The following is a 12,521-nucleotide window of genomic DNA, read 5'->3' as shown; positions in this document are numbered from 1 at the left end:
TGTCCGCGATTAGCAGAACTTCTCGATCAGCTCCTCGAAGAAACCGCCCGCCTCGATCGCCGCCTTCTCCTGGTCACCGTCCCGGACCGCGTGCAGCAGCCCGGTGTGCGACACCTGGTCCTGGCCGGGCTGGCTGGTGTCGACAGAGGCCGCCACCGAAGCTTTGACCGCCTCGGTCAAGCCCTGGTAGAGCTCGGCTAGAAGCGTGTTGTGCGAGCACTGCACGAGCAGCACGTGGAACGCGGTGTCGTGCTCGATCACCTCGGCCCACTGCTCGCTCTCCATCGCCGCGTCGCGCTTGTGCAGCAACTCGGTGAGGCGCGCCAGCTCGGCGTCCGTGCGGTGCTTGGCGGCCAGGCGCGCGCCCTCCATCTCGAGGGTGCGGCGGACCTGGAGCACTTCCTTGAGTTCGGTCCCGCACATGCGGCGGACCGCACCGGAGATCTCGCTGGTCGCGCGGACGAACGTGCCATCGCCCTGCCGCACCTCCAGCAGTCCGGCGTGGGAGAGCGCGCGCACGGCCTCTCTGACCGTGTTCCGCCCCACCCCGAGCGCGGTGACCAGCTCGGGTTCGGGCGGGATGCGCTGCCCGACGGGCCATTCACCAGACGTGATCGCGCCGCGCATCTGCTCGATCACCTGGTCGACGAGGCCCGCCCGTCGGGTAGTGGCCAACGGCACAGCGTCATCCTTTCATCCGAACATCCTACGTCTGCGATAGTGGTGCGCGTGACGATGAAGCAGACGACTCTTGCCGCACAGACTGCCACCGATCCAGGTCGCAGGGTGACGGTCGTCATGAATCGTCACGTTCCGCTGGTCGGGTCCACGCTGCTCGCGATCGGGGTCGCCCTCGCTGCCGCGAATCTCCGCCCTGCGGTGACCAGTCTGGCCTCGGTGCTCGGTGATGTCCGCGCCGCCCTTGGGGTTTCGGCCGCATGGACCAGCGCGCTGACGGCCGTTCCGGCGCTTTGTTTCGGCTTCGCGGCGTTCGCGGCCCCCTGGCTGGGTCGCCGCCTCGGCATGGCTCGCGCGATCGGACTTTCACTGGGGGTGCTCACGCTCGGCCTCGTGCTGCGCGTGATCGACGGTCCGTGGGTCGTGCTGGGCGGCACCTTCATCGCGTGCGCGGGCATCGCGGTGTCCAACGTGCTGATCCCGGTGGTGGTGAAGGCGTCCTTCCCGAACAAGGTCGGGCTGCTCACCGGTGTGTACACGGGAACGCTCGCCGCGGGCGCGGCCCTGGCCGCCGCGCTGACGCCCCGCCTGGAGGACTGGCTCGGCTCGTGGCGCCTGGCCGTCGGCGCGTGGGCGCTGCTGTCGGCCGGTGCTCTGGTCATGTGGTTCGCCGGCGCCCGGCACGGGGCCGCGTCGACCGTGGTGCGCTCGGTCGCGCCGGTGGAGAAGCGGTCGTTGCTGCGCAGCCCGCTGGCGTGGGTGATCACGGTGTTCTTCGGGCTGCAGTCGTTGTTCGCCTACACCGTCATGGGCTGGCTGCCCGCGATGCTCGTCGACTCCGGCGTCGACCGGAACACCGCCGGCATGCTGCTCGCGGTCTCGATGCTGCTGAGCGTTCCGGTGAGCCTGTTCGTGCCGCCGATCGCCGCCCGGTTCTCGAGCCAGGGGCCGATGGTCCTGGTGCTGGGCGTGCTGTCGTTCGCCGGGATCCTGGGCGTGCTGGTGGCGCCCGCGGCCGCTCCCGGGCTCTGGGTGGTGCTGATCGGGTTCGGCATGGGCATGTTCCCGCTGGCGCTGCTGGTGATGTCGCTGCGGACCAAGTCCACTTCGGACACCGCCCGGCTGTCGGCGATGGCGCAGAGCATCGGCTACCTGATCGCGGCCTCCGGGCCGTTCGCGTTCGGCGTGCTGCGCGAGGCCACCGGGACGTGGACCACGTCGCTCACGCTGCAGCTGGTGCTGCTGGCCGCGCTGACCGTGCTCGGCATGATCGCCGGGCGTCCCCGCTACGTCTAGCCAGTCGGTCAGGAATCGAGAAGCTTCGCGTTCGCGCTGGTCCTAGCGTTGCGGGCATGGACATCACCATTCACGCCACGTTCCTCCCGCACACCGACCCCGAGGCCTCGCTCGCGTTCTACCGCGATCTGCTCGGCTGGGAGGTCCGTGCCGACGTCGGCCAGGGCACGATGCGCTGGATCACCGTCGCGCCCGCCGGGGGCGGCTCCGCCGTCGTCCTGGAACCGCCGGCCATGGCCGAAGGGCTGACGGACGGTCAGCGCACCGCGATCGCCGAGATGATCGAGAACGGGTCGTACGCGTTCATCAACCTCGCCACGTCGGATCTCGACGGCGCGTTCGAGAAGCTTCAGGCCGGTGGCGCGGACGTCGTGCAGGAGCCGGCGGATCAGCCGTGGGGCGCGCGGGACTGCGTGTTCCGCGACCCGGCCGGCAACACCGTCCGCATCCAGCAGGCCTAGCTAGTTGGAGACGAAACCGCGGTGCAGCACCGCGAGCCGGTCGGCGAGGTAGCGGGCCCAGGCGTGGGCGCGGTCCCAGTCGGGTGCCGCGCCGCCGAAGCTGATCGGCGCGCCGGCACCGAGCTTGCGGACCATGCGCATGACGTCGTTCGGCACGGGCGGCGTGCCGCGGTGGAACAACCAGATGGGCGTGTGCTTGAGGGAAACCCTGTGCCGCTTCACGAACCGATGCGCGTCACGGGTCGCCGCGTCGCCCATGATCACGGCACCGAACCCGTAGAGCGACTCGGCCGCGGCGACCGGGAGCACGGTGACTCTCAGCCCGCAGCCCGCGAGTTCGGTGCCGATGATCTCGGCGATTTCGTCCGTGGCGGCGATTTTCGACGTGTGGGCGACGAGGACTCTGTCTGTCATCGCTGCATCGTCGCCGGTGCCGCTGCTTTTGGGCAGCGGCGGAAGTCCCCGTCTTTCAGGCCTTTCAGTCCAGCGGCAGGTTCAGCAGCGCGTTCTCGACCAGCTCGGGCATCGCCGGGTGGATCCAGTACTGGCCACGTGCCATGGACTTCGCGTCCAGTCCGAAGCTCATCGCCTGGATCAGCGGCTGGATCACCGACGAAGCCTGCGGGCCGATGATGTGCGCGCCGAGGAGCTGCCCCGTGGCCGGGTCCGCGATCAGCTTCGCGAAGCCGGTCGTGTCCTCCATGGCCCAGCCGTACGCGATGGAGGCGTAGGCCTGGCTGGCGGTGACGTAGCGGATGCCCTTCTCCTTGGCCTGTTCCTCGGTCAGGCCGACGCTCGCGATCTGCGGGCTGGAGAAGACGGCGGCCGGGACGAACCGGTGGTCGCTCCTGATCTGGTCGTCGGGGTGCAGCAGGTTGTGCTGGACGACCTTGGCCTCGTGGTTGGCGACGTGCTTGAGCTGGTAGTCGGAGCTGATGTCGCCCAGGGCGTAGATGTGCGGCTGGCTCGTGCGCTGGAACTCGTCGACCTTGACGCGACCGTCCCGGTGCTGCTCGAGACCGGCGTTCTGGACCTGGAGCAGGTCGCTGTTGGGCTGCCGGCCGACCGCGACGAGGAGCTGTTGCGCCTCAACGGTTTCCTCGCCGTTGGGACCCTCGAGGTGGAGCTTCACACCGGTCGCGGTCTTCTCGGCGCGGGTCGTCTTGCGGTTGAGCAGGACGTTCCACTTGCCCTTGGCGACCTCGGTGAAGCGCTGGGCGATCTCCAGGTCCTCGTGGCGGAGCAGGAGGTTCGACCGGGCGATCAGCGTGACGTCGACGCCGAAGCTGCTGAAGACGTGCGCGAACTCCGAAGCGATGAAACCGCTACCGACGATGATCATGCTCTCGGGGAGCTCGTCGAGGCGCATGACGGTGTCGCTCGTGTGGAAGCCCGTGGTGTCCAGGTCCGCGATGTCCGGGACGGTCGGACGGCTGCCCGCGGCCACCACGATCCGGTCGGCGGTGATCGTCTCGCCCGTACCGGTGTCGATCGTGTGCGCGTCGATGAAGTGCGCCGTGCCCTCGTAGACCGTCACGTTCGCGTTCTCGTTGGCGCGCCAGTTGCGGCCGCCCTCGGCGATCGGGTCGATCCTGTTGAAGATCCGGTCCCGGATCTCCGGCCAGTGGACCGCGTCCAGGGTGGCGTCCACGCCCAGCTTCTTGGCGTTGGCCGGGGCTGCTGCCTGGTCCGCGGTGTGGACGAACATCTTTGTCGGGATGCAGCCCACGTTCAGGCAGGTGCCGCCGAAGGTGCCCTTTTCCAGGATGGCGATCTGCCAGCCTGCCATGGCTTCCGTCGGGATGCTGTTGCCGGAGCCGGTGCCGATGATGACCAGGTCGAAGTGCCTCACGTGTGGATCCAACCATTTCGGGGTGGGGGGTGTTCCCCGGTTGGGGGTTACGGGGGGCTTACGCGGGGGGCTTGGGGGCGGTGACGTGGGTGGGTGGGTGGGTGGGGTGTGGGCTGCGGGACTGATGGTGGCGGCCTGGTGGGTGGTGACCGTGCGAGCAGCGACCGTGCGAGCAGCGACCGTGCGGGCGGCGACCGTGCGGGTGGGCGGCTTGCGGGTGGTCACTTTGCGGGCGGCGACCTGGCGGGTGGTCGCCTTTGCCTGCCGCGGCTTTGTGGGTGGTCGCCTTGCGGGCGGCGGCTTGGGTTGCGTGCTTCCCCTGGGGGCGCTGCCCCCAGACCCCCGGCAATCTGATCAGGGGGCCACGCCGCCCGTAGGTAGATGGCACGCCTGTTGAGTTGGGCGGCTGCCTGTTGCTTCGTGGGTTGCGTTGGCGGTGGGGTCCCATCACGAGCCGCACCAGGAGCGGGCCACACCTGAGGAGGGGTGTCAAACGGACGAAAAGCGTGTCCGCTTGACACCCCTCCTCAGGTGCAGCAAGTGCTGTGGCGCGACTCGTGATGGGACCCCACCGCCCAGCCCGTATGGAAAGACGGCTCGCCTTCGGCTTCGCTTGGGTGGGCGGCTCGGGTTTTGGCGTTAGTGCTGGTAGGTGGGGGTGATGATGGCCCTTGCCAGGGTGTGGAACGCCAGGTTGAAGCTCACCACCGCTGGTGAGGCGTTCTCGTCCACGTCCAGCTTTTCGACGTCCACCGCGTGCACCACGAAGTAGTAGCGGTGCGGGTGGTCGCCCTTCGGTGGGGCCGCGCCGCCGAAGGCTCGGGTGCTGTAGTCGGAGCGGACGTGGAAGGCGTCACCTGGGAGTGTGGCGTCTTCGGCGCCTGCGCCGGTGTCCAGGTGGGTTGTCGTTGCCGGGATGTTCACGGCCACCCAGTGCCAGAAGCCCGACGGGGTGGGGGCGTCCGGGTCGAAGCAGGTGACCACGAAGCTGCGGGTCTCCTCGGGGAAGCCCGACCAGGCCAGGTGGGGGGAGGTGTTGCCGCCCTCGAAGACCTGGGCGTCGGGGAGTTGCTCGCCGTCGCGCACGTCCGTCGAGGTGACGGTGAAGGTGCCGACCTGCGGCAGCAGCTCGTAGGGGTCGGGAGCGACTGGGCGCTCGAGGCTCATGGGGGTCCTCCTTTTGTGATCACTTCGACCCTAGTCCCGTGCAACCATGAGGGCCTGCGCGACGTCTTTCGCGTGGAGGGGGATTCCTGATGTCCATGTTGCGGCTTTTCGCTGCCTTTTTGCTGGTTGCCGGGGTTGTGGCGTGTGGGGACGCGCCTGGGACCCAGACCGGCGGGCCGGTGTTGACGACGTCTTCTCCGCCGGTGACGACCAGCGTGCAGGAGCGGCCCAAGAGGATGTTCGAGCCGCCTTATCCTTATGGGACCGTGCAGGCCAAGGCGCCTGCTGTCGTGGACGGGATGGTGCCCGTCGTCACGCGGATCCAGACGGACAAGCCGTACGTGTTCATCACGATCGACGACGGAGCTGTGCAGCACCCCAAGGCTCGTGAGCTGATGATCCAGGCCGGGGTGTGGCCGTCGGTGTTCCTGAACACGAAGTACGCCGAGGGGCACAAGGACTACTTCAAGCGGTTGCCCGTGACGGTGCACAGCCACACGTCGAATCACCCGAACCTTCTGGGGAAGGGGTTCGAGTTCCAGAAGAACGAGATCTGCGGCAACGCCGACTTCCTCGCCGGGGACTACGGGAAGCGGCCTGCGTTGTTCCGGCCGCCGTTCGGGAACTACGACGCGACGACCCGCCAGGCGGCGGCCAGTTGCGGGTTCAAGGCGCTGGTGAACTGGACTGCCGCTGTCAACGACGGGCGGGTGCAGTTCCAGCAGGGGGACAAGCTCACCCCTGGAGACATCGTGCTCATGCACTTCCGCACGACGTTCGTCGAGGACTTCACGGCCTTCCTGAACCGGGCGAAGCAGGACGGGCTGACGCCGGTGCCGCTGGAGGACTTCCTCGGGTAGCGGGCAACCCCGGGGGCTCGTCCGGCGTGTGAACGTGGGGGTCTTTCGGGAGGGGGAGAGATGAAGCGCATCGTTGTCGTGCTCGTCGCCTTGGGGATGGCGATGAGCGTCGTGCCGGCCGCGTCGGCGGCCGAGGGAACCGAGCTCGCGAACATCCGGACCGGGCGGCACGCCGGGTTCGACCGGGTCGTGTTCGACTTCAGCGGGCCTCGGCCCGAGGTGGTGGCGGGGCGGACGTCCGAGCCGTACCACTGCGGGTCCGGCAAGCCGATCACGGCCAAGGGTGACGAGTTCCTGGAAGTCACCATGTGGCCCGCCGACGCCCACGGCTACACCGGGCCGCGCTCGTTCGACACGCCTGGGCTCCTGAACGTCCGGAGCGTCACGAACACGTGCGACTTCGAGGCGCACCTGGGCTTCGCGATCGGGTACGCGGGTGCGGGACGGGCCTACCGGGTCTCGTTCCTCGACAACCCGACCCGTGTCGTCGTCGACATCGACCACTGACGCCGAGCGGGACGAATGAGGACCGGCTCCTCGCTTACCCGTTCTGACGCAACTGTGGCCTGAGTCACACGTCCTGAAGACATCGAGCGAGCCCTGAGAGGGGGCCGAAGATGAGCAAACGTCTTGTCGCACTGATGGTGGCGGTACTGGCGGTCTTCACGTTCGTCCCGAACGCGTCGGCGCAGAGCACGCCCACTCTGTCGAACATCCGGACCGGGCAGCACGCCGGCTTCAGCCGCGTGGTGCTGGACCTGTCCGGGCTGCCGACGGAGCACCGGGTCAGCGAGGTCACCAGCGTGTCGCACTGCGCGTCCGGGAACCCGATCACCGTTGCGGGGCCCGGGATCAACGAGATCCTGTCGGTCACGTTGATCGGCGCGGCCGCGCACGACGACAACGGGAACCTGACCTACACGGGGTCGCAGAACTTCGCGACGCCTGGCCTGAGCCACATCCGCGGAGTCGCGCTCACGTGCGACTTCGAGGCCACGCTCGGGATCGCCGTCGGGTACGGCAATCCCTACTCGTGGCACCGGGTGTTCACGCTGACCAGCCCGAACCGGCTCGTCATCGACGTCGGCCTGTAGACAGAGCAAAGCCTCGTGGGGCAGCAGTCGCCGCTGCTGCCCCACGAGGGGTCTCTTCCGTTACGCCGCCGCGGTCGCGACGGTCTCCGTCGAGAGCGCGTGCTCCAGCACCTGGGCCACGTCCGAGACGAAGTGCACCGTCAGCTGCTCGCGCACCGACTCAGGCACGTCCTCCAGGTCCGGCTCGTTGCGCTGCGGCAGCAGCACGGTCGTGATGCCCGCGCGGTGAGCGGCCAGCAGCTTCTGCTTCACGCCACCGATCGGCAACACCCGGCCGGTCAGCGAGATCTCGCCCGTCATCGCCACGTCGGAGCGCACCGGGCGGCCCGAGAGCAGCGACGCCAGTGCCGTCGTCATCGTGACGCCCGCGGACGGACCGTCCTTCGGCACCGCGCCCGCCGGGACGTGGATGTGCACTCCCCGGTCTGCCAGCGCCGCGGCCTTCTGGTCGTGCGAACGCAGGTAGGACAACGCGATCTGCGCGGACTCCTTCATCACGTCGCCCAGCTGACCGGTCAGCGTCACGCCGGACGCGCCGGTGTCCTTCGGGGCCAGCGAGGCCTCGATGAACAGCACGTCGCCGCCGACACCCGTGACGGCCAGACCCGTCGCCACGCCTGGGACGGAGGTGCGCTCCGCCGACTCGGGCGTGTTCTTCGGGCTGCCCAGGTACGACCTCAGCGACGGCTGGTCGACCGTGATCGGCAGTTCCTCCTCGCCCAGGGCGACCTTCGCGGTCACCTTGCGCAGGATGCGCGAGAGAGCCCGTTCCAGTTGCCGCACACCGGCTTCCCGCGTGTACTCGCCCGCGAGCTGGTGCAGCGCCGGCTTGGTGAACGTGACGTCCTCGGGCGTGAGGCCGGCGCGTTCGATCTGGCGCGGCAGCAGGTGACCGCTGGCGATCGTGACCTTCTCGTCCTCGGTGTAGCCGTCGAGCTGCACGAGCTCCATGCGGTCGAGCAGCGGCGCCGGGATCGACTCCAGCACGTTCGCGGTCGCGAGGAACACCACGTCCGAGAGGTCGAGCTCGACCTCCAGGTAGTGGTCGCGGAACGTGTGGTTCTGCGCCGGGTCCAGCACCTCCAGCAATGCCGCAGTCGGGTCGCCGCGGTAGTCGGAACCGACCTTGTCGATCTCGTCGAGCAGCACGACCGGGTTCATCGAACCGGCCTCGCTGATCGCGCGGACGATCCGGCCCGGCAACGCGCCGACGTACGTCCGGCGGTGGCCGCGGATCTCGGCCTCGTCGCGCACGCCGCCCAGGGCGACACGCACGAACTTGCGGCCCATCGCCCGTGCCACGGACTCGCCGAGCGACGTCTTGCCGACGCCGGGAGGGCCCGTCAGCGCGAGCACGGCGCCGGAACGACGGCCGCCCACGACGCCCATGCCGCGGTCGGCACGGCGCTTGCGCACGGCCAGGTACTCGGTGATGCGCTGCTTCACGTCGTCGAGGCCCGCGTGGTCGGCGTCGAGGATCTCGCGCGCCGCCTTGATGTCGTAGGAGTCCTCGGTCCGTTCGTTCCACGGCATCTCGAGGACGGTGTCGAGCCACGTCCGGATCCAGCCCACCTCGGGCGACTGCTCGGAGGTGCGCTCCAGCTTGTCGACCTCGGCCAGCGCGGCCTTCGCGACCTTCTCCGGCAGGTCCGCCGCCTCGACGCGGGCGCGGTAGTCCTCCTGCTCGGTCGCCGGCTTGCCGTCGAGCTCGGCCAGCTCCTTGCGGATCGCGGCCATCTGCTGGCGCAGCAGGAACTCCCGCTGCTGCTTCTCGACGCCTTCCTTGACGTCCTTCGCGATCGTCTCGTTGACGTCGAGCTCGGTCAGGTGCGCCTGACCCCACTCCACCAGCTTCTCCAGCCGGGTGGTGACGTCACTCGTCTCCAGCAGCCAGATCTTCTGCTGGTCGTCGAGGTAGGAGGCGTAGCCCGCGAGGTCGGCCAGCGCGGACGGGTCGCTGATCTGCTGCACCGAGTCGACCATCTGCCACGCGCCACGCGTCTGCAGGATGTTGGTCACGAGAGCGCGGTACTGCTTCGCGAGCTCCCGGGTCCGGTCGGTGATCGGGGAGTCGTCCGCGATCGTCGCGTTGACCCACAGCGCCGCACCCGGCCCCGTGGTGCCCGTGCCGATGCGCACGCGCTTGGTGCCGCGCACGACGGCGGCGCGTTCGCCACCGGGCAGGCGGCCCACCTGTTCGATCTCGGCCAGTGTGCCTACTGCTGCGTACTTCCCGTCCAGCCGGGGGACGAGCAGCACTTGATGATTCGCCGCCGTCGTAGCCGCGTCTACGGCCGCACGGGCCTCGGCGCTCGCGTCCGCACCGGAGATGCGGATCGGCACCACCATGCCGGGCAGCACCACGACGTCGTCCAGCGGCAGAACCGGCAGGGCCAGAGTCTCGCCCATCTCGTCACCCTCCAAAGTTGAGTCTGTATCGCTCAACCAAATGGAGCGGGTTGGTGTTCCCCTGCCGTGTTCGCTGTCAGCGAGCGGCTGCCCGGAGGCGTCTGACCAGCGCGATCTCGCCGGTCACGCGGGCGAGCGCGGTGCTCGTGGGACATGCGGCCAGCACACCGACGGGCCTGCGGCGCAGGTCGAGGCGGTCGCCACCGGGAAACCTCACCGAACACCGGTTGGCCGCCGCGACGACCGGCACGAGCACCTCACCTGCCTCGACCGTACGCCCGCTCAGCACGACCGGGTGGGGTGTGCGGCGCGCGGGAGCGACGGGGATCGGGGTGTCGAACCGCAGCAGCTCCTCCGTGGCGTCCCTGGCGAGCTCCGGGGAGGTCCTGAGCAGCTCGGCCTGACCGGGGTGGTCGCGCAGTGCGCGCAACGCGTTGACCAGGAACGCCTGGGTGGTGGCCAAGGCGCTGGCCGCGAACGCCTCCACGCCGTGCGCGAGCGTGAACGCCTCCGCCGCCGTCGCCGCGACCGACCGCGCGAACAGGCAGTCGTCGGCGTCGAGCATTTCGAGCGTGCTCAGGGTGATCACCGGCCGGGCGAGCTTCACGGCGTGCGCGATCACCCTTTTGGGTAGCGGTTCCGGATCACCGGAATCGATGCCGAGCACTGTGAGCACGTCGTCGTAACGGGTGATGCACCACCCGCCGATATCGGCGTCGAAGTGCACCGGCGAGCGTTCCCTGAGAAGGCGGAACCTCGCGTGGCGTTCAGCGGTGCTGGAGTGCATGGTTCTCCACACGTGACCGAAACCATCTCGGTTCGGTGGTGTGGCGGTGGACACCCGTGCGGCGACGACGGAGGATGCGCACGTGATGGAAGAGCTGAAGTGGGTCCCGTCCACGGTCGACGTCACGCGTCCGAGCGTGGCTCGGATGTACGACTACTACCTGGGTGGCTCGCACAACTTCGAAGCCGACCGCGCCGCCGCCAAGCAGGTGGAGCAGATCTTCCCCGGCGTCGCCCAGAGCGCGCAGGCGAACCGCTCGTTCCTGCGCCGCGTCGTCCGCCACCTGATGGCGGAGGGCGTCGACCAGTTCCTCGACCTCGGATCGGGCATCCCGACCGTGGGCAACGTCCACGAGATCGCCCAGCACGACAACCCGGACGCCCGCGTCGTCTACGTCGACTTCGAGCCGGTCGCCGTCTCGCACAGCAACGCCCTGCTGGCCGACAACCCCAACGCCAACGCGATCCTCGCCGACCTCCGCGCGACCTCCACGGTCCTCGCCGGCGCCCGCGAGACGCTCGACTTCTCCCGCCCGGTCGGCGTGCTCGTGATCGCCGCGCTGCACTTCGTCCCGGACACCGACAGCCCGTACGAGGCCATCGCCCAGTACATGGCCGACCTGCCGTCCGGTTCGTACCTCGCCATCACCCACGCCACCTGGGACACGCTGTCCGACGAGGAGCTCGCCGAGGCACGTGAGGTCGCCAAGATCTACAGCAACTCGGACAACAAGCTCACGATGCGCACGCACGCCGAGGTGACGCGGTTCTTCGACGGCATGGAGATGCTGGAGCCGGGCGTCGTCGCGGTCAACGACTGGCGCCCGGACTCCTTCGACGAAGCCCACGTGGGCATCTACGGCGCCGTCGCCCGCAAGCCCTGAAGCAGCCTGTCCCTGATCTCGTTGGTCTCGCGGTCGGTGAGGGTGCGCTCCGGCGCCCTCATCGTCACGCGGATGAGCACGTTCTTCTGGCCCGGTTTCGCTTCCAGCCTCTCCTGGACGTGCGCCGGCAGCTGTTCCGACGGCGTTTCGCTGAGGATCTCGATCTCCTCGACGACGTCCTCGGGCACCAGCGCGCGGATCCGGTCGCCCAGCGTCTCGGCGTCTTCGTCGGCGTTCGCGACGATCGAGATGTCCCTGATCGCGGCCGGGTGCCGGGAGATCGGCCGGTACTCGGTGAGGTCCAGCATCTGCGCGCTGATGCGCCGGTCCGGGTTGCGCAGCAGGCGGATGTCCGGGATTCCCTTGCGCAGCATCAGGATCCGGTCCAGGCCGAGTCCCATCGCCAGGCCGTGCGGGTGGTGTTTCAGCACGTGCCGCGCGGCCCGTCCGCACTCGCCGACCTCGACCCACCGGCCGTCGTGCTCGACGTCGATCTGCTTGCCGTGCGTGGTGTACGGGTGTTCGGCGTCGGTCGTGCGATAACGCCTGCCGGGCAACAGGGTCGTGACGACCGCGTGGATCAGGTCGTCGAGCGGTTCGGGAGCGGTGCTGATCCGCCAGACGTCGAGCTGGTGCGGTGTGCCGGTGTGCAGGCGGTCGACCGTGTCGCGGCGGTAGACGAGGCCGGGGCAGAGCAGCGTCACGTCCGGGGACGCGGTCCTGAGCGCGGGCGGGATCATCGCCGTGGTGTGGCTGCGCAGCATGCACGTCTCGCTGACGTACCTGGTGTACCGGGCGTCGCGGGTGATCGCGTCGCGCGGGTAGCCGAGGTGCTCGTAGTTGTGCTCCACCGGGACGAGCGGGTGGTGGCGGACTTCCCTCGGGCGGTCCAGCACGGCCGCGAGGTCGCCGATCAGGAGCTGCATCGCGTGCGGGCCCTGCGCGGGATCGGTGAGGTCGCGGACGTTCAGGGCGTGCACGAGTTCTTCGGTGCGGTACATGGGTTTCCCGTTCATCTGGTCGAGTGGGTGCGG

General features: G+C 69.0%; 13 protein-coding genes. 6 read left to right on the top strand and 7 right to left on the bottom strand.

Features of this window, described 5'->3' with window-relative positions; all coding sequences use genetic code 11:
• Positions 1-9 precede the first annotated feature (9 nt).
• Positions 10-681 carry a FadR/GntR family transcriptional regulator gene (locus tag ORI60_RS38045; RefSeq protein WP_266042874.1) on the bottom strand — a complete coding sequence of 224 codons (672 nt, stop codon included), beginning with the start codon at positions 679-681 and terminating at the stop codon, positions 10-12.
• A gap of 117 nt (positions 682-798) precedes the next feature.
• Here ORI60_RS38045 and ORI60_RS38040 point away from each other — a divergent pair, with 117 nt between their 5' ends.
• Complete coding sequence (locus ORI60_RS38040; protein ID WP_266042873.1) at positions 799-1,974, top strand: MFS transporter; 1,176 nt, start codon at positions 799-801, stop codon at positions 1,972-1,974.
• Between the two features lie 56 nt (positions 1,975-2,030).
• A complete protein-coding gene (locus tag ORI60_RS38035) occupies positions 2,031-2,435 on the top strand; it encodes a VOC family protein (protein ID WP_266042872.1) in 405 nt (134 codons plus the stop codon).
• On the opposite strand, the gene ORI60_RS38030 is transcribed toward ORI60_RS38035, so the two are convergent.
• The 3 genes from ORI60_RS38030 to ORI60_RS38020 all read right to left on the bottom strand — a co-directional run bounded on the left by ORI60_RS38030 (position 2,436) and on the right by ORI60_RS38020 (position 5,454).
• Positions 2,436-2,849 (bottom strand): hypothetical protein, encoded by a 414-nt coding sequence (locus tag ORI60_RS38030; RefSeq protein WP_266042871.1) that lies wholly within the window; start codon positions 2,847-2,849, stop codon positions 2,436-2,438.
• 64 nt (positions 2,850-2,913) lie between these two features.
• Positions 2,914-4,287 (bottom strand): mycothione reductase, encoded by a 1,374-nt coding sequence (locus tag ORI60_RS38025; protein ID WP_266042870.1) that lies wholly within the window; start codon positions 4,285-4,287, stop codon positions 2,914-2,916.
• Positions 4,288-4,926: 639 nt separating this feature from the next.
• On the bottom strand, positions 4,927-5,454 hold the full coding sequence (locus ORI60_RS38020; protein ID WP_266042869.1) for a YbhB/YbcL family Raf kinase inhibitor-like protein: 528 nt from the start codon (positions 5,452-5,454) through the stop codon (positions 4,927-4,929).
• A gap of 203 nt (positions 5,455-5,657) precedes the next feature.
• Here ORI60_RS38020 and ORI60_RS38015 point away from each other — a divergent pair, with 203 nt between their 5' ends.
• The 3 genes from ORI60_RS38015 (at position 5,658) to ORI60_RS38005 (ending at position 7,408) form a co-directional block, all read left to right on the top strand.
• Positions 5,658-6,314, top strand: a complete 657-nt coding sequence (locus ORI60_RS38015; protein ID WP_416234558.1) for a polysaccharide deacetylase family protein — start codon at positions 5,658-5,660, stop codon at positions 6,312-6,314.
• A gap of 60 nt (positions 6,315-6,374) precedes the next feature.
• The gene (locus ORI60_RS38010; RefSeq protein WP_266042868.1) at positions 6,375-6,821 is read left to right on the top strand and encodes a hypothetical protein; all 447 of its coding nucleotides are present in this window, start codon (positions 6,375-6,377) and stop codon (positions 6,819-6,821) included.
• A gap of 110 nt (positions 6,822-6,931) precedes the next feature.
• Positions 6,932-7,408, top strand: a complete 477-nt coding sequence (locus ORI60_RS38005) for a hypothetical protein (protein WP_266042867.1) — start codon at positions 6,932-6,934, stop codon at positions 7,406-7,408.
• A 60-nt stretch (positions 7,409-7,468) separates the two neighbouring features.
• Here the strand turns inward: ORI60_RS38005 and lon are convergent, their stop codons facing one another.
• Positions 7,469-9,817, bottom strand: coding sequence for an endopeptidase La (lon, locus tag ORI60_RS38000; RefSeq protein WP_266042866.1), 2,349 nt, complete (start codon positions 9,815-9,817; stop codon positions 7,469-7,471).
• Between the two features lie 76 nt (positions 9,818-9,893).
• Complete coding sequence (locus tag ORI60_RS37995; RefSeq protein WP_266042865.1) at positions 9,894-10,604, bottom strand: hypothetical protein; 711 nt, start codon at positions 10,602-10,604, stop codon at positions 9,894-9,896.
• 46 nt (positions 10,605-10,650) lie between these two features.
• Here ORI60_RS37995 and ORI60_RS37990 point away from each other — a divergent pair, with 46 nt between their 5' ends.
• Positions 10,651-11,487, top strand: coding sequence for an SAM-dependent methyltransferase (locus ORI60_RS37990; RefSeq protein WP_266042864.1), 837 nt, complete (start codon positions 10,651-10,653; stop codon positions 11,485-11,487).
• Here the strand turns inward: ORI60_RS37990 and ORI60_RS37985 are convergent.
• Entirely contained in the window at positions 11,460-12,503 is a 1,044-nt protein-coding gene (locus ORI60_RS37985) for a hypothetical protein (protein WP_266042863.1), read from the bottom strand. The genes ORI60_RS37990 and ORI60_RS37985 overlap by 28 nt on opposite strands.
• Positions 12,504-12,521: the final 18 nt, after the last annotated feature.

The organism is Lentzea sp. NEAU-D7, from assembly GCF_026242055.1.
Lineage (GTDB): Bacteria > Actinomycetota > Actinomycetes > Mycobacteriales > Pseudonocardiaceae > Lentzea.
This window is presented reverse-complemented; position numbering and strand designations above follow the sequence as displayed.

Coding starts and splice junctions, on each gene's coding strand:
- ORI60_RS38010 (WP_266042868.1), top strand. CDS start 6,375: ATGAAGCGCATCGTTGTCGTGCTCGTCGCCTTGGGGATGGCGATGAGC.
- ORI60_RS37985 (WP_266042863.1), bottom strand. CDS start 12,503: ATGAACGGGAAACCCATGTACCGCACCGAAGAACTCGTGCACGCCCTG.
- lon (WP_266042866.1), bottom strand. CDS start 9,817: ATGGGCGAGACTCTGGCCCTGCCGGTTCTGCCGCTGGACGACGTCGTG.
- ORI60_RS38040 (WP_266042873.1), top strand. CDS start 799: ATGAATCGTCACGTTCCGCTGGTCGGGTCCACGCTGCTCGCGATCGGG.
- ORI60_RS38030 (WP_266042871.1), bottom strand. CDS start 2,849: ATGACAGACAGAGTCCTCGTCGCCCACACGTCGAAAATCGCCGCCACG.
- ORI60_RS37995 (WP_266042865.1), bottom strand. CDS start 10,604: ATGCACTCCAGCACCGCTGAACGCCACGCGAGGTTCCGCCTTCTCAGG.
- ORI60_RS38020 (WP_266042869.1), bottom strand. CDS start 5,454: ATGAGCCTCGAGCGCCCAGTCGCTCCCGACCCCTACGAGCTGCTGCCG.
- ORI60_RS38005 (WP_266042867.1), top strand. CDS start 6,932: ATGAGCAAACGTCTTGTCGCACTGATGGTGGCGGTACTGGCGGTCTTC.
- ORI60_RS38035 (WP_266042872.1), top strand. CDS start 2,031: ATGGACATCACCATTCACGCCACGTTCCTCCCGCACACCGACCCCGAG.